General features: G+C 72.0%; 10 protein-coding genes. 6 read left to right on the top strand and 4 right to left on the bottom strand.

Features of this window, described 5'->3' with window-relative positions:
• The first annotated feature begins 3 nt into the window (after positions 1-3).
• From ABXJ52_RS01250 to ABXJ52_RS01225, 6 genes are all read left to right on the top strand, one after another.
• A complete protein-coding gene (locus ABXJ52_RS01250; protein WP_367048731.1) occupies positions 4-888 on the top strand; it encodes a sugar ABC transporter permease in 885 nt (294 codons plus the stop codon).
• A complete protein-coding gene (locus ABXJ52_RS01245; RefSeq protein ID WP_367038545.1) occupies positions 885-1,721 on the top strand; it encodes a carbohydrate ABC transporter permease in 837 nt (278 codons plus the stop codon). The genes ABXJ52_RS01250 and ABXJ52_RS01245 overlap by 4 nt, the downstream gene beginning before the upstream one ends.
• 52 nt (positions 1,722-1,773) lie before the next feature.
• On the top strand, positions 1,774-3,339 hold the full coding sequence (locus ABXJ52_RS01240; protein WP_367038543.1) for a beta-N-acetylhexosaminidase: 1,566 nt from the start codon (positions 1,774-1,776) through the stop codon (positions 3,337-3,339).
• A 65-nt stretch (positions 3,340-3,404) separates the two neighbouring features.
• Entirely contained in the window at positions 3,405-4,775 is a 1,371-nt protein-coding gene (locus ABXJ52_RS01235; protein WP_367048729.1) for a cellulose binding domain-containing protein, read from the top strand.
• 299 nt (positions 4,776-5,074) lie between these two features.
• On the top strand, positions 5,075-11,554 hold the full coding sequence (locus ABXJ52_RS01230) for a type I polyketide synthase (protein ID WP_367038541.1): 6,480 nt from the start codon (positions 5,075-5,077) through the stop codon (positions 11,552-11,554).
• A 43-nt stretch (positions 11,555-11,597) separates the two neighbouring features.
• Positions 11,598-12,815, top strand: a complete 1,218-nt coding sequence (locus tag ABXJ52_RS01225) for a geranylgeranyl reductase family protein (RefSeq protein ID WP_367038540.1) — start codon at positions 11,598-11,600, stop codon at positions 12,813-12,815.
• A gap of 105 nt (positions 12,816-12,920) precedes the next feature.
• Here the strand turns inward: ABXJ52_RS01225 and ABXJ52_RS01220 are convergent, their stop codons facing one another.
• Genes ABXJ52_RS01220 through ABXJ52_RS01205 form a run of 4 tightly spaced genes read right to left on the bottom strand, consistent with a single transcriptional unit; the run spans position 12,921 to position 16,873 of the window.
• Positions 12,921-13,517 (bottom strand): ATP/GTP-binding protein, encoded by a 597-nt coding sequence (locus ABXJ52_RS01220; protein ID WP_367038538.1) that lies wholly within the window; start codon positions 13,515-13,517, stop codon positions 12,921-12,923.
• Positions 13,498-13,944: a DUF742 domain-containing protein gene (locus tag ABXJ52_RS01215; protein WP_367038536.1), complete on the bottom strand. Its 447-nt coding sequence runs from the start codon at positions 13,942-13,944 to the stop codon at positions 13,498-13,500. Before ABXJ52_RS01215 ends, ABXJ52_RS01220 begins: the two co-directional genes overlap by 20 nt.
• Positions 13,941-14,405 (bottom strand): roadblock/LC7 domain-containing protein, encoded by a 465-nt coding sequence (locus ABXJ52_RS01210; protein ID WP_367038535.1) that lies wholly within the window; start codon positions 14,403-14,405, stop codon positions 13,941-13,943. Before ABXJ52_RS01210 ends, ABXJ52_RS01215 begins: the two co-directional genes overlap by 4 nt.
• Entirely contained in the window at positions 14,402-16,873 is a 2,472-nt protein-coding gene (locus tag ABXJ52_RS01205) for a nitrate- and nitrite sensing domain-containing protein (RefSeq protein WP_367038533.1), read from the bottom strand. The genes ABXJ52_RS01210 and ABXJ52_RS01205 overlap by 4 nt, the downstream gene beginning before the upstream one ends.
• Positions 16,874-16,943 lie beyond the last annotated feature (70 nt).

Genomic DNA, 16,943 nt, shown 5'->3' with positions numbered 1-16,943 from the left:
ACGATGTCCGGCATCTGGCCGTACCTGCTCGTGGCGCCCGCGGTACTCGGGATGCTGTACCTGCTCGTCTACCCGCTGGCGCGGGCCGTCCTGATCTCCTTCCAGGACTTCGGCCTGCGCCAGCTCATCCTCGGCGAGGCGCACTTCACCGGCTTCGACAACTACACGGAACTGCTGTCCGACCCGCGCTTCTGGGCCGTGGTGCGCCGCACCTTCCTCTTCATGGCCGTCAACGTCGCACTGATCATGGTCATCTCGACACTCGTGGCGCTGATGGTGGAGCGGCTGGGACGCTTCGGCCGCACGGCCGTGCTCAGCGCGCTCGTGCTCACCTGGGCGATGCCCGTGGTCGCGGCGACCACCGTGTTCCAGTGGCTCTTCCACTCCGAGTTCGGGATCGTCAACCACGCCCTCACCGGCCTCGGCCTCAGCAGGTTCGAAGGCTATCCGTGGCTGGCACACGGCCCCGCGGCCTTCGCCATCCTCGTCACCCTGGTCGTGTGGCAGTCGGTGCCGTTCGCCGCGATCACGCTGTACTCGGCGCTGACCACCGTGCCCACCGAGCTCTACGAGGCCGCGCGCATCGACGGCGCGTCCGGCTTCCGGATCTTCCACTCGGTCACGCTGCCGATCGTCCGGCCGATCTTCATGCTCGTGCTCTCCCTCGAAGTCATCTGGACGTTCAAGGCGTTCGTGCAGATCTGGGTGATGACCCGCGGCGGCCCCGGCGACGCCACGACGATCCTGCCCGTCTACGCCGTACAGACCGCACTGGCCCAACAGCGCTACGACCTCGGATCGGCCGCGTCGATGCTGACCGTGCTGCTCATGTCCGGAGTCCTTGTCGCCTACTTCCGCCAGATGTTCCGACAGGAGAACGAGCTGTGACGACCTCGCGCGCACTGCGCCGCCTGCCGCTCAACATCGCGGCCACCGTGACGGTCGTCGTCTGCCTCTTCCCCGTCTACTGGATGGTCACCACCGCCTTCAAGCCGTCACGCGACATCCAGTCCGACAGCCCTCAACTACTCCCACAGAGCTGGACGTTCGACCACTTCCGGCGTGCCGTCGACGCGGACGGATTCGCGCTGTTCTGGCGCAACAGCGTGCTCGTCACCCTGGCCGCCGTGGCTCTCGCCCTGGTCGTCGCGCTCGGCGCCTCGTTCGCGGTGGCCCGGATGCGCTGGCGCGGCCGCCGTCAGTTCATGCTCATGGTCTTCATCGCGCAGATGGCACCGTGGGAGTCCCTGATCATCCCCGTCTACATCATCTCCCGGGACACCGGCATGCTCGACCGGCTTCCGACCCTGACCCTCGTCTACTTCATGATGACGCTGCCCTTCACCGTCGTCGTGCTGCGCGGCTTCATCGCCACGATCCCGGCGGAGCTCGAGGAATCGGCCCAGGTCGACGGCTGCACCCGGTTCGGCGCGTTCCGGCATGTGGCGTTCCCGCTGCTCGCGCCCGGCCTGATGGCGACGTCGCTGTTCGGCTACATCACGGCGTGGAACGAGTTCGCCTACGCCAACTTCCTGATCATCAAACAGCAGGACCACCGGACGCTGCCGGTGTGGCTCTCCTCGTTCCACAACACGTTCGGCACCGACTGGGGCGCCACCATGGCCGCTTCGACTCTCTTCGCGCTGCCCGCCCTTGCGATCTTCCTGTTGTTGCAGCGACACGTGACATCCGGGTTCGCCGCCGGCGCCGTCAAGGGCTGACCCGCCACCGCGCCCGTCCCGCATCCCCCAACGCCCGCACCGGAGGTCCGCCGTGCCCGCGTCCCGCCCCGCCCTCGTGCCCGCCCCCACCCAACTGACCCACCGCCCGGGCCACTTCACGCTCACCCCGCACACCACCGTCCGCATCGCACCAGGCGCCGAACCCGCCGCCACCCTCCTGCGCACCCTCATCGCACCCGCCACCGGGCTCCCGCTCCACCCGGCCTCCGACGGGCCGTTCGTCCTCGCCCTCGACCCGGGACTCGGCGGTCTCGGCACGGAAGGTTATGGCCTGACGATCTCGCACGACGCCGTGCTGCTGCGAGCCGCACACCTCACCGGCCTGCTGCGCGGGATCCAGACGATACGACAGCTGCTCCCCGCCGAGGCCCTGGCGGACCGTGCCCGGCCCGGCGCGCCCTGGCGCCTTCCCTGCGTCGAGATCACCGACGTGCCGCGGCGCGCCTGGCGCGGCTTCATGCTGGATGTGGCACGCCACTTCCAGCCCGTGGCGTTCCTGCGCCGCTACGTCGATCTGCTCGCCCTGCACAAACTGAACGTGCTGCAACTGCACCTCACCGACGACCAGGGCTGGCGCCTGCCGGTCGCCGACTATCCGCTGCTGACCGAGGTGGGCGGGCGGCGTGCACGGTCGATGGTGGGCCCCGCCGGGTCCGACGTCTTCGACGGCGTCGCGCACGAAGGCGCCTACGCCGACAGGGAATTGCGCGACCTCGTCACCTACGCCGCCGCCCGCGGCGTCACGATCGTGCCCGAAGTGGAGATGCCCGGCCACACCCGCGCGGCCCTCGCCGCCTACCCCGAACTCGGCACCGTCCCGGGCCGCAGGCTCGATGTGTGGACCCACTGGGGCGTGTGCGAAACGGTCCTCGGCGTCCACGACCCCGCCCTCGACTTCTGCCGCACCGTCCTCGACACCGTCCTGGACATCTTCCCCTCCCCACATGTGCACGTCGGCGGCGACGAATGCCCCACCACCGAATGGGCCGCGAGCACCACCGCCCGCGAGCGCATCGAAGCCGAAGGCCTGTCGGGGCCAGGTGAGTTACGAGGATGGTTCCTCGGCCGGATCGGCGCCCACCTCATGGAGCGCGGCCGCATCCCGACCGCGTGGGCCGAGACGGGCGAAAGCCTGCCGCCCGAGTTCACCGTCATGACCTGGCGCGACCCCGAGCACACCCAGGTCGCCCTCAAACGCGGCCACGCCGTGGTCAGCGGCCACTACAAGGCCACCTACCTCGACTACGCCCAGTCCGCGTCCCCGGCCGAACCTCCCGCACAGCCCGGCGCCGTGGTCGATCTACGGGCCGTGCACGACCACGACCCACCCGACGAACCCGCATCGGGTGGCGAACTCCTGGGAGTGCAGGCCCAGTTGTGGACCGAGTTCGCCCCCACCGCCGCACACGTCGACTACCTGGCCTTCCCCCGGCTCGCGGCGCTCGCCGACCGGGCTTGGCACGGAGCGTCCCCCTGGCCCCTGGCCCGCGCACGTCTGATCGCACACGGCGCCAGGCTCGCCGCGCTCGGCGTGCGGCACGGACCGTTCGACCCGTACGTCCCCGACCCCCACCGTTCCGGAGAGGAATCGAGATGAGTCCTGCACGAAAGCCATCCCGCCGCGTGCTCACGAGATCGGCACGCTGCGCCCTCGTCGCCCTGATGGGCTGCACCGGTCTCGCCGCGCTGCCCGCGACCGCCACCGGCGCCGCCGCGGGTGATGTGTCGGTGCAGTACCACACCGGCTCGACCGGCAGCGACCAGGCCGAACCGTGGCTGAAGGTGAAGAACACCGGTACGTCAGCCGTGGCACTCAGCGGCGTGAAGCTGCGCTACTACTTCAAGGCCGAGTCCGCGAGCGCCACCTACCGCTTCGCCTGCTCGTGGGCCGTGAAGGGCTGCGGCAACATCACAGGTACGTTCGGCACGCTCGCCCACCCGACGGCCACCGCCGACCGCTATCTGGAGATCGGCTTCACCCCGGGCGCCGGTTCCCTCGCCGCCGGAGCCGACAGCGGCGACCTCCAGCTCCGCTTCCACCGCTCCGACTGGCAGTCAGTGAACCAGAACGACGACTACTCCTTCGGCGCCGCCCAGTCCTCGTACGCGAACTGGACAAAGGTGACCGCCCAACTGGACGGCGCGACGGTCTGGGGCACCGCACCCGAAGGCAACGACCCCACGGATCCGACCGACCCGACCGACCCGACCGACCCGCCCGGCGACGGAGCGAGCCTCTTCGACGACTTCAACTACACGAAGCACGACGACCCCGCCATCTCGGCCCACGGCTGGAACGTGCGCTCCAACTCCGGTGGCCCAGGGGTGCCGGGTGCGACCTGGGCGCCGCAGAACGTGACGTTCTCCGCATCCGGCGGCAACTCCGTGATGAACCTGGAGACGTCGACGGCGGGCACGGGCGAGAGCACCAAGCAGACCGAAGTGCTCACCAAGGCGATGAAGTTCAAGAACGGGACGTACGCGGCGCGCGTGAAGTTCAGTGACGCCCCCAAGAGCGGCCCGGACGGCGACCACCTGGTCCAGACGTTCTTCACCATCAACGACCTCAAGGCGCCGATGGCGGACGACTACGCCGAGTACGACTTCGAGTACCTGCCCAACGGAGGCTGGGGCGAGCCGTCGAACATCCTGTACGCGACGTCCTGGGAGACCTACAACCCGGACCCCTGGCAGGCCGTCAACCAGCACACCGAGAGCCGGCAGAGCTACGCGGGCTGGCACGACCTGGTCGTCACGATCGACGACAACTCCATCAAGTACTACGTCGACGGGCAGCCGTTCGGCACGCACGACGCCGCGTATCTGCCGGAGCGGCCCATGTCGATCAACTTCAACCAGTGGCTGATCGACCTCGCCGGACAGACCAGCACGACCCCGCGCGCGTACGACCAGCAGGTCGACTACGTCCTGCACGTCAAGGACCAGGTGCTGACCCCCGCACAGGTGGCCGCGAAGGTGGCCGCGTACCGCAGCGCGGGAACGGCCTTCGAGGACACCGTCCCCTCCTCGTGAGGTGAGGGACGGACATGTACGGCCGGTGCCCGCACACCCGCGTGGTGTGCGGGCACCGGCACGCGACGCCGCCCCTTGACGCAATGATCGTTTAAGAACCCGCCCAAGCGACTGAACCTGTTGCATCGAGGCGTTCGCACGCACAAGTGCGCTACTGGTTACGTCCGTACGCCCTACCGATTTGTCCGCAGGCATGGCGAAATGGGGCCTCCACGCGCCATCGATCTGACGGCGTGGTGGAGAGCGCGCCGGGCAGCCGGCCGCTTCCTTACGTACTCGTGATGAAGGACGGACCTCCCATGCATGCACACCCCGGCCTCGAAGAGACCGGAGCGGGCCAGGACGAGCCGATTGCCATCGTCGGAGCCGCCTGTCGGTTCCCGGGCGAGGCCCGGTCCCTCTCCTCGCTGTGGCGGTTGCTGATGGCGCGCCGGGAGACGGCGCGGGAGGTGCCGGCCGAACGCTGGGAGCAGGCCGAACTGGCAGGCCTGCCCGCCCAGGTGGCGGCCCGGCTGCGATACGGCTGCTTCCTGGACGACGACGTCTACGCGTACGAGCCGGAGTTCTTCGGCATCAACGCGCAGGAGGCGCCCTGGGTCGACCCGGAGCACCGGCTGCTGTCCGAGGTCGCCTGGGAGGCCATCGAGCACGCGGGAATCCCGGCGCAGCGTCTTGCGGGCACACCCACCGGCATGTTCTTCGGGATCTACCAGAAGGACTACATGCTGCGTGTGCAGCGGCCGTTGGAGGAGGTCAACGCCTACGCCATGTACACCGGCTTCGACAGCATCGGTCCCGGCCGGGTCGGTTTCATGCTGGACCTGAAGGGCCCGCAGGTCGTCATGGAGAGCGCCTGCGCCTCCGGCCTCGTCGCCGTGCACACCGCGTGCCAGAGCCTGCGGGCCGGCGAGTCGGACGTCGCACTGGCCGGGGCCGCCATGCTGACCCTGGGCCCCGAGGGCGTCATCGCCCCCGCCCTGTGGGGGGTGTTCTCGCCCACCGGCCGCTGCCACGCCTTCGGCGAGGGCGCCGACGGCTACGTCCGCGGCGAAGGGTGCGGCGTGGTCGTTCTCAAGCGCCTCTCGGACGCGCTGCGGGCGGGGGACCGGGTCCTGTCCGTGGTGCGCGGCACGGCCGTCAACCAGAACGGCAGGGGCACCCGGCTCAGCGCGCCGTCGGAACCCGCACAGATCGACCTCTACCGCATGGCGTTGGAGCGCGCGGGCGTCGAGGCAGGCGACGTGGGCATGGTGGAAGCGCACGGTCCGGGCACGGCGGTGGGCGACCCCATCGAGTTCGCCGCGGTGGCCGCCGTCTACGGCAAGGGCCGTGACCAGTGCGCGCTGGGGTCGGTGAAGACCAACATCGGGCACACCGAACCGGTCTCGGGCGTGGCGGGTCTGCTGAAGGCCATCGCCTCCCTGCGTCACGGCATGGTGCCGGCCAGCCTGCACTTCAACGGCTGGAACCCGCAGATCGACCCCAGCGGCACCCGCCTGTTCGTGCCCACCGACACGACCGACTGGCCCGTACGGGAGGGCGCACGGCTCGCCGCGGTGTCGTCCTTCGGCATCAGCGGAACCAACGTCCACGTCGTACTGGAACAGCCCCCCGCGCTCCCCGGCGCCCGGCGAGCCGCCCGGCCGAAGCCGGCCGGCGACCGCGGACCGGACCGCCACGGCGAAGCGCCCTGTGTGTTCCCGCTCTCCGCTGGTACGCCCGCCGCCCTGCGATCCGCGGCCGATCGCCTGGCGAAGTGGCTGAGAGGCGAGGGGTCACAGGCTCCGCTCGGCGACGTGGCCCACACCTTGGCCACGCGCCGGTCGCCCTCCCGTGAACGCGCGGCCGTGGTCGCCGCCGACCGGCCGGAGCTGGTGGCACGGCTGGCCGAACTGGCCGCCGGAGCGACACCCGCCATCGGGGTGGCCACCGGCAGGGCGGTTCCCGACGCCGGACACGGTGTGGTGTGGGTCTTCTCGGGACACGGCTCGCAGTGGGCGGGCATGTGCCGACAACTCCTGGACCGTGACCCCGAGTTCACCCGGGTCATCGACGAGCTCGAACCGCTGGTGGCCGAGGAGTCCGGCTTCTCCCTGCGTGAGACGCTGGGCCGCCCCGAGGTGGTGACCGGGTTCGACCGAGTGCAGCCCGTGATCTTCGCCATCCAGTTGGGCCTCGCGGCGATGTGGCGCTCCCACGGCGTCGAACCGGCGGCCGTCATCGGCCACTCCATGGGAGAGGTCGCCGCCGCGGTCGCCTCGGGAGCGCTGAGCGTCCGCGACGGGGTACGCGTCATCTGCCGCCGCTCCCGCCTGATCCTGCGGGCCGCCGGGCAGGGCCTGATGGCCTCCGTAGCCCTCAGCCGCGCCGAGGTCGAACGGCTCCTGACGGAAGGGGACGTGCAGGGTGTGAGCGTCGCGGTCGTCGCGTCGCCGGAGAACACCGTCGTCGGCGGTGACGCCGACCGCATCCGCCGGCTCGCCGAGGAGTGGGACGCCCGCGGAATCGGCATCCGCGTGGTCGAGGTGGACGTCGCCTCGCACACCGCCCACATGGACCCCATCCTGCCCGACCTCGCCGCAGCGCTCGCCGAGGTCACCGGCACGACGCCGAAGGCCGCCTTCTACAGCACCGTCTCCGAGGACCCGCGCGAGCGTGCCGCCTTCGACGCCTCCTACTGGTCGGACAACCTCCGCGAAGTGGTGCGCTTCACCGACGCCGTCAAGGCCGCCGCCGAGGACGGGCACCGGCTCTTCGTGGAGATCGGCCCCCACCCCGTCCTCTCCAACCCCGTGCAGGCCACGCTCGGCGCACACGGCCACACCGACACCGCGGTCGTACCCTCCCTGCTGCGCGACAGCGACGACATGCTGGCGTTCCACACCAACGTGGCGGCCCTGCACTGCGCGGGACACCCGCTGGACTGGGCAGGCCGCTACGGCGAGGGCGCGCTGGCCGACGTACCGCCGACCACCTGGGAACGGACCCGGTACATCGTCGATCCGTCCCCGCTGCGGCAGTCGGGCGGAGCCCAATGCGCCCCGGCCTCGCATCCGCTGACCGGACCGCACACCGCGGACCCCGACGGCGAGGGCCGCCACCTGTGGCAGACCCGCATCACCCCGGCCACCTTGCCCTGGCTCGACGCCCACCGGGTCAACGACGTGGCCGTGGTGCCCGGCGCCGCCCTGTGCGAGATGGCCATCGCCGCCGCCACGGACCTGTACGGCGCCGGTCCCGAGCGCCTGCGCGTCACCGGCATCGATCTGCAGCGGCTGCTGCTTCCGGCGTCCGAAGGCACCTCCATCACCGCCACCGCCGAGCAGACCGACGCGGACACGGCCCGCTGGCGCGTCGTCAGCACGGCCGCCGACGGCACGCACGTACAGCACGCCCAGGCCGACCTGCACCGCACACCCGACGACGAGCCCGCCCCGCAAGGCTGCGTTCCGCAGCAACTGCTCGCCGCATTCCCACAGGTGCTGGACCCCGCGGACGTCTACCGGCAGATGCGCGAAGAGCGCGGAGTGCAGCACGGCTCGCCGTTCCTCGGCCTGCAGGCCCTGTACGCGGACGGAACGCGCGCCGACCACCCGGGCGCCCGCCTCCTTGCCCGCATCGGCGTCCCGGACGAGGGGCGGGCGGGAGCCCAGGCCCTGCACTGGCACCCCGTCGCTCTGGACACCTGCCTCCAGGCCGTCGCGGCCGTCGTCCTGCGCACCGGCCTCGTGCCCGCCGGAGGCATCCTGCCCCGCGGCATCGACACGCTTCGGCTCTACGGGACGGCGCCGCTCAGCGGGTACTGCCTGGTCACGCTCCAAGTACTCGAAGGCGAGCGGTACACGGCGGACTTCCGGTTGTGGGCCGACGACGGAAGCCTGGTCGCGGACGCCACCGGAGTGGAATTCCGGCACGTACCCGCCGAGAGCGCCGAAGAACGCTTCGCCCACCGCCTGCTGCGCACCAGCTGGGAGCCGAGCGAGCGGCCCGCGCCGAGCACGGAGCCCGGAACGTGGATGCTCCTGGCGGAGGCCGGACGCCTGTCGTACGCGACCGCCCTGGGCGAGGCTCTGGAGCAGCAAGGCGCCGTCGTAGGCATCCGGACGCTCGACGCCGACAGCGCGTCGCCGGACGAAGCCACGCCGCTCGCGCCCCGCGGACCCGACGGAGGGGCGGCGCGGTCCGTGGTCTACCTGCCGGCGACCGGCACCGGGCCCGACGACACCACACCGGATGCCCGAGCGCGGCGACAGGTCTCCCGCCTGGTGGAAACGGCCCGCTCCCTGGCGCAGGCCGCGGAGAAGCCCCGGCTGTGGACCCTCACGACCACCGCTCAGCAGGTCATGCCCGATGACCTGCCGGACCTGGGGCAGGCCGGCCTGCGCGGCCTCGCCAGGGTGCTGAGCTACGAGCACCCCGAACTGCGCCCCAGCGTCCTGGACACCGACACCGGAACACCCGTCGCGGAAGTGGCCGCGGAACTCCTGTCCTGCCCCCAGGAGCAGGACGAGATCGCCTACCGGCACGGCACCCGTCACCTGGCGCGCCTGCGCACCGCCCCGCTGGACGAGCGGGAGCGCAGGCACACCTCCGTCGACCGCGGACACGACCGCGTGGCCCTGCACCTCGCGCGCCCCGGCGACCTGGACTCCTTCGAGTTCGTGGCCCAGCCGCGCCGCCGACCCGCCCCGGGCGAGGTCGAGATCCGGATCGAGGCGACCAGCGTCAACTTCATCAACGTGCTCCAGGCGATGGGCGTCTACCAGAAGTTCAGCGCCGGTGAAGAGCCCGTGGACGTCAGCGCGTTCGACGGCGCGGGCGTCGTCACCGCACTCGGGGCAGGCGTCCACCACGTGCGGGAAGGCGACCGCGTGGCCGCCATGTTCGTCGACGGGTCCCAGTCAGCGGTCATGTCCTCCTTCGCCACCGTCCACGCCGGCTGCCTCCTGCCGGTGCCGGACGCGATGAGCACACCGGACGCCGCCGCGCTGCCGTGTGCCTATCTGACGGCCTGGTACGCCCTGCGGCACCTGGCCCGGCTGCGGTCGGGGGAGAAGGTGCTCATCCACTCGGCCAGCGGCGGCACCGGTCTGGCAGCGCTGAACCTCGCCCGGGCCTCCGGCGCGGAGGTCTGGGCCACCGCCGGAAGCGAGGCCAAGAGGGCCTACCTGCGGGGTCTTGGCATCGAGCACGTCATGGACTCCCGCACCCTGGGCTTCGCCGACCAGGTGCGCGACCTCACCGGCGGCCGCGGCGTCGACGTCGTGCTGAACTCCCTCACGGGCCCGGCGCAGACCGCCGGTCTCGGCCTGCTGGCCCACCGGGGCCGGTTCATCGAACTCGGCAAGCGGGACATCTACGCCAACACCCGCCTGGGCCTGCTGCCCTTCCGCAACAACGTCACCTTCACCGGCGTCGACGTACTGATGATGATGCAGCAGGACCCGGAGCTGCTCGCCGAGGGCTACCGCGAACTCGGCGGCATGCTCGCCGATGGCACCCTGCCGCCGCTGCCCGTCACCGCACACCCCGTCGCCGAAGCGCCGTCGGCCTTCCACACCATGGCCGGCGCCCGGCACACCGGCAAACTCGTCCTTACCTGGCCCGAGACGGGCACCGACACCCTGCCCATGCGCCCCGAGGACGTCCCCGTCGTCAGGTCCGACGCGAGCTACCTCGTCACGGGCGGACTCGGCGGCCTCGGCCTGCTCGTCGCCCGGTGGCTCGCCGAACGCGGCGCCGCCGCCGTCGTCCTCACCTCACGCAGCGCCCCCACCGCGGCCGCCGACGCCGCTCTCGATGCCCTCACCGAGGAGTTCGGCACCCGGGTCGAGGTCGTCCGGGGGGACCTCGCCGAGCCGGGCGTCGCCGACACCCTGGTACGGTCCGCCCTGGACTCGGGCCATCCTCTGCGCGGTGTCGTGCACGCCGCCGCCGTCGTCGAGGACGCCACCGTCGCCAACCTCTCCGCGGACCTCCTGGAGAAGGTCTGGCGCCCCAAGGCGACGGGTGCCTGGCTGCTCCACCAGGCCGTCGACGGCCTGGACCTGGACTGGTGGGTGAACTTCTCCTCCGCTGCCTCTCTCCTCGGCAACCCCGGGCAGGGCGCCTACGCGGCCGCCAACGCCTGGCTGGACGAGTTCACTTCCTGGCGCCGGGGCCTCGGTCTTCCGACGACCTGCGTCAATTGGGGGCCCTGGGCACAGGTGGGGCGCGGCGCGGCGATGGAGGACCGTGGCTACGCCATGATCACGCCCGCGGAGGGGATCGCGGCCCTGGAGCGCATCCTCGCTCACGACCGCGACCGCACCGCCTACACGCCCATCGACCTGTCCCGGTGGCTCGAGTCCTACCCGGACACCGGCCGCACCGCCTTCTTCGCGGAGATGGCCGCCCCCGAAGCGGGTGCGGACCCCCTCGGCGGACGCAGCGCCCTGCTGGACGCCCTGCGGGAAACCGACAGCCCCCAGCAGCGTCAGCAGATGCTGCAACCCGAGGTCGTCGGCCACATCGCCGCGGTGCTGCGCCTGGGAGCCGACCGGCTCGACGCCAACACCTCCCTCGTCTCGCTCGGCCTCGACTCACTCATGGCCATCGCGCTGCGCAACCGCCTCCAGCGCGAACTGGCCCTGGACATCCCCACCACAGTGATGTGGACCCACCCGACCGCCTTCGACCTCACTCGTTACCTCCTGGCCCGACTGCATCCCGAGCAGATCCAGGGTGAGACGCACGACGAGCCGGACCCCACGGTCACCGCTTCGGTCACCCCCAACTGACATCACACGCCCACCCACACACCCGACCGTTTAGGTGACCCGCATGCTCCCTCCTTCCAACTCCACGCCCGCGCCCGGCACGTGGGATGTGATCGTCATCGGCGCGGGCCCCGCCGGCGCCACCGCGGCCCGCGTCGCCGCCGAGAACGGCTGCCGGACGCTGCTCCTGGAGCGCGCCGCCATCCCCCGGTACAAGACCTGCGGCGGGGGACTCATCGGAGCCTCCCTCGCCGCTCTGCCCCCCGGCCTGCCCCTGAACGTCTACGACACGGCCGGCCGGTTCACCTTCTCCCTGAACGGCACCAAGGAACGCACCCTCGACTGCGCGTCCCCGACCTGTGCCATGGTCTACCGCAGCGAACTCGACGCCGCACTCACCGAGTTGGCCGCCGCGGCAGGCGCCAAGGTCCAGGACAGCACCGCGCTGACCACCCTGGACGAACAGGACGACGGCACCGTCACGGTGAAGACCAACCGCGGCGAGACCCTCCGCGCCCGGGCGGTCGTCGGCGCCGACGGCAGCGCCAGCAGAGTCGCCCGGTACGTGGGCGTGGAGTGCGCCCAGGTCGACCTCGCCCTGGAAGCAGAGGTCCCGGTCGACGCCAGGACGGCCGAACGGTGGCGAGGCCGCGCGCTGATGGAGTGGGGCCCACTGCCCGGCTCCTTCGGCTGGGTGTTCCCCAAGGGGGACGTCTGCACCGGCGGCGTGGTGGCCGCCCGCGGCAACCCGGCCGCCCTGCGCGCCTACAAGGAGGACTTCCTCCGTCGCCACGGCCTTCTCGGTCCCCGCCCCCTTCACGACACCGGCCACCTGACCAGATGCCGCCGCCCCGAATCGCCCCTGGCCCGGGGACGTGTCCTGGTCGCCGGTGACGCCGCGGCGCTCGTCGACCACTGGTCACGGGAGGGCATCTCCTACGCCCTGCGCTCAGGCGACCTCGCGGGTCACGCGGCCACCCGCCTCGTCGCCGCCGCGGGCCAGGAGGCGAGCGCAGCCGCCGACGAGTACGGACGGCAGATCAACGACGTCCTCGGGGCCGAAATGCGCGCCAGCAGCGTGCTGATGGGCCTCTTCACCCGCAGCCCCGGTCTCGTCCACACAGCGCTGACCCGGCTTCCCCCGGCGTGGCGACGACTCGACGCCTACGTATCCGGCCACACCAGCGTGGCCGGAATCATGACCACCCCGTTCGCCCGCACCGCCACGGCTCTGGCCGGCCGCCTCTCACCCGGAACCACGAAGGCACTCGCCAAGGGGTGATACGAAAGCACTGGCCCAGGGGTGACCTGTTCCGCCCACTGCTACGTGCGGTGGGCGGATGTGCGCCGGGCCACCGCTACTGACGGGTGGCGGTCACGGAGGGCGTCAGTGGGTGACAAGCTCCCGGCTCAGGACGTGTTCGACCAGGGAGATCAGGACCTCCTTGCCGGACTCCCTCTCGCGTACGTCGCACAGCAGGACGGGTGTGTCCGGGTTCAGGTCGAGGGCGCGGGCCACGGCCTCGGGGGTGTGGCTGCGGATCCCGTCGAAGCAGTTCACGGCGACGATGAACGGGATGCCGCGGCTCTCGAAGTAGTCCACGGCGGGAAAGCAGTCCGCGAGCCTGCGGGTGTCGGCGAGGACGACCGCGCCGAGGCTGCCCGTGGCCAACTCGTCCCAGACGAACCAGAACCGGTCCTGACCGGGCGTGCCGAACAGATACAGGGCGAGGTTGTCGCGCAGGGTGATGCGGCCGAAGTCCATGGCGACCGTGGTCGTGGACTTGGTGGCCACCCCCTTGAGGCTGTCCACCGGACGGGACGCCTCGGTGAGGGGCTCCTCCGTACGCAGGGGGCGGATCTCGCTGACCGACTCCACCAGCGTGGTCTTCCCGACGCCGAAGCCGCCGGCGATCAGGAGCTTGAGCGCGGTGAAGTCGGCGGTCGCCGAGTGCCGCGTGCGGTCAGAGTGCGCGGAGGCCATTGATCACTTCTCGCAGGAGATGGGCGGGAGGATGTTCGCTCCCGGCGGTGGCGGTGGACTCGGGCGGGGTGATGTGGATCAGGCCCTGGGCCGTGAGGTCGCCGAGCAGGACCCGCACCACGCCAAGGGGCAGCCCCGAGTCCGATGCGAGGTCCGCCACGGGGCTCGGGCCGTGGGCGCTCAGCGCCAACAGCGCGCGCTGCTCGGGCGGCAGCGGGCTGCGCGGGGTGCCGGATGTGGGCCGCACGATCGCCATCAGGTCGACGCGCTCGGCGCCGTTGTCCGTGCGGGCGCGCCCGGCGGTCATGGCGTAGAGCCGGACCAGGGGGCCGGCCTCCGCGTCGTACCGGTCGGTCCAGGCCTCGGCGGAGCGCTCGCCCGGTCCACCCTGGCCGCCCGGGTGGCGGTTGGGGGGCCGGCCCGTCATGAGGCCTCGCCGTCCGGCGTCGGAGCGCCGTCCGAGCGCACGGGCACGGTGAGGTGCTCGCGCACCCGGTCGACCAGCAGGGCCATCTCGTATGCCACCAGGCCGATGTCGGCGTGTCCGTCGGTGAAGACCGCGATGCAGGAGCCGTCGCCGGCGGCGACCACGAAGAGGAAGCCGTCCTGCAGCTCGACCATGGTCTGGACGACGCCACCCGCGTCGAAGTGCCGGCCCGCACCCTTGGCGAGGGAGTGGAAGCCGGATGCGATGGCGGCGAAGCGCTCGGACTCGTCGCGGCCCATCGCCTGCGAGGCTCCGACGCACAGACCGTCGGTGGAGAGCATGATCGCGTGCCGCACCTCCGCGACGCGGTCGACGAGGTCGTCCAGGAGCCAGTCGATGCCGGTCGCGCCGTGGCCGTCGCTCGGATCGCCCACGCTGGTGACGGAGTAGGTCGGCGTCATCGGTCTTGGGACCCTTCGTCGTTCGCTGTGCGGTGGTGGGGCTCGGTGCCCGGGGCGTGTGGGCCGGCCGGTTCGTCCCGCGTGGCGGAGGCGCGGCGCCGACCGGAGCGCAACGACGCCATCGTGGCGCGGGCGGCTTCGGGGGAGCGTACGCGCGGGCCGGGTTCGGGGGCCTGGCCCGCGCCCTGGTCCGTGCGCAGTTCGGGCGCGAGGCTGGCCTGGCGTACCCGGCGGGGCAGTTGGCTCTCGTCGTCCGGTGCCTGGGCCGGTGCCGGTGCCGGAGCGGGTCGGGCGGTGGGGCTGGCCGGGCTGTCCGGTCGCTGGGCCGCGGCGCGCCGGGCGTGGCCGGGGAGTTGGCGGGGCGCCGGGTTGTCGCTGCGCGTCGGGCGAGGTTCCGTGGCGGGTGCGGGTGCGGGTGCGGGTGCGGGTGCTTGTGCCGGTGCGGCCGTCGGCCGTTGGCTGCGCTCCCGTTGGGTGGGGATGCGCGTCAGACCCGGCGCAAGGGCCGCTGCGGGTCCGGACCCTTCCACCTCCGACCGCTGCGGCAGGGGCCGCAGGCCCGGGTGCGGGGCCTCCAGGAGGTGCTGTGGGAGGAAGACGAGGGCGGTGATGCCTCCGTAGACCGAGCGGCGCAGCGTCACCTCGATGTGCTGGCGCTGGGCGAGGCGGTTGACCACGAACAGGCCGAGCTGGCGCGAGTCGAGCAGGTCCACGTCCGCGGCCTGGATCTTCTCGTTGGCCGCGGCGAGTGCCTCGTCGCCCATGCCGAGACCGCGGTCCTCGATCTCCAGGACGGCGCCCGCCCCGACCTCCTCGGCGCGCACCATCACGGGGGTGTGCGGCGGCGAGTACGAGGCGGCGTTCTCGGTGAGTTCGGCGACCAGGTGAATGAGGTCGGCGACCGCCGACCCGGCGAGGCGCAGATCGGGGATGTCGTCCAGGTGGACCCGCTCGATGTCCTCGGTCTCCGCGATGCCCGCGCGCACGGCGTCGATCAGCGGCACCGGGGAACGCCAGGCGCGCCCGGGCGCGGAGCCGGAGAGGATCAGCAGGGACTCGGCGTGGCGGCGCATCCGCGTCGTCAGGTGGTCGAGGCGGAAGAGGTCCTCCAGGTCCGTGGGGTTCTCGGTGCGGCGCTCCATGGTGTCGAGGAGTTCAAGTTGCCGGTGCAGCAGCAGTTGGCTGCGGCGGGCCAGGCTGACGTACACGCCGGAGACGCCCGTCAGGACGGCGGCGCGGCCCGCGACGGCGCGCAAGGCGGCGCGTTGCACCGTGGTCAGCGCCGCGCCGACCTGGCCGATCTCGTCCCGGACCGGTTCGTGGGAGAGCGGCGCCTCCTTCTCCAGGTCGAGGGTGTCACCGCCGTGGATGCGGCGGATGGCGGCCGGGAGCCGATGGGCGGCGAGCTCCAGAGCGGAGTTGCGCAGGCCGGTCAGGTCGGCGACGAGTCCGCGTCCGATGCGTACGGAGAGCAGCAGCGCGAGGATCACACCGAGCAGGCCGAGCAGTACGGCGAGGCCGGAACTGCCGAGGTTCGACAGGGAGTACGGCTTGGCGTCGACGCCCGTGTCGATCGCGTCCCCCTCCGCGGCGGCGAGCCCGGACAGGGTGGGCCCGGCGGCCGAGTGCCAGCGCGCGTCCGTCACGGCGGTCGCGGCGCCGGACGGGCCCGCGGCGAGGATGTCGTCCTGGGCGCTAGCCAGGTCGGAGGCGGTGGGGGAGTCGAGCACCCTGCGGTAGGCGGCGGCGTCCTCGGTCCGCAGGTCGGACACCGCCGCGTCGGCGAAGCCACGCTCCTGTGCGACATCGCCGACGAACGTACGGTAGTGGGCCGCGGACATGGTCCCGCTCGCCCGCGCGGCGCCGAGCACGGCATCCTGACGGCTCAACGCCTCGCGGGAGCGGGCCAGTTCGAGCACGGTACGGGTGGCGGACGCGCGGTCCGGCTGATCGGCGCCCGCGAGTTTGGACCGGACCGCGAAGGCCCGGTCGACGGCCTGGCCGTAGTCGGAGAGCACGGCCGAGGCGCCGCGCGTGCTGTCGCGCCGTTCACCGAGCTCCCCGGCGCTCGCGAGCAGCGAGCGCACCCGGCCGGGCAGTGCCGCGTCGAGGGCGGCGAGGTCGGTGCTGCTGGAGCGGACACCCGCGCGCAGCGCCGTGACGGCCCTGTCGGTGCGGGCCTGCGCGGCGTCGAAGTCGTCGCGGGCGGCGCCGCCGGGCGTGGCCTGGTACTTCAGGGCCGCGGCACGCTCGTCCTGCACCGCGGAGGTGAAGTGCGCGACGGGCCGCACCAGGGTCGCGTTGATCTGGCGCAACTGCTCGGTGGACGAGACCTGGGAGGCGGTGGTGACGGCCGCGTGACCCCACAGGGCCATCAGCGAGAGGACCGGCACGGTCAGCAGGGTGACGACCTTCGCGCGGATCGATTTGGGGCGCCAGCGTTCGGGCACCAGAGGGCGTGCGGGCATGACGAAGGGGCTCCTTGGCGGTGCAGGAGTGTGTGGGGCGCGCAGGGCGTCGGCGCCCGGGGAATTCGCG

The sequence above is a fragment of the Streptomyces sp. Je 1-332 genome (assembly GCF_040730185.1).
Classification (GTDB): Bacteria; Actinomycetota; Actinomycetes; order Streptomycetales; family Streptomycetaceae; genus Streptomyces.
The sequence above is the reverse complement of the archived record's forward strand: the minus strand, read 5'-3'. Positions and strand labels throughout refer to the sequence as shown.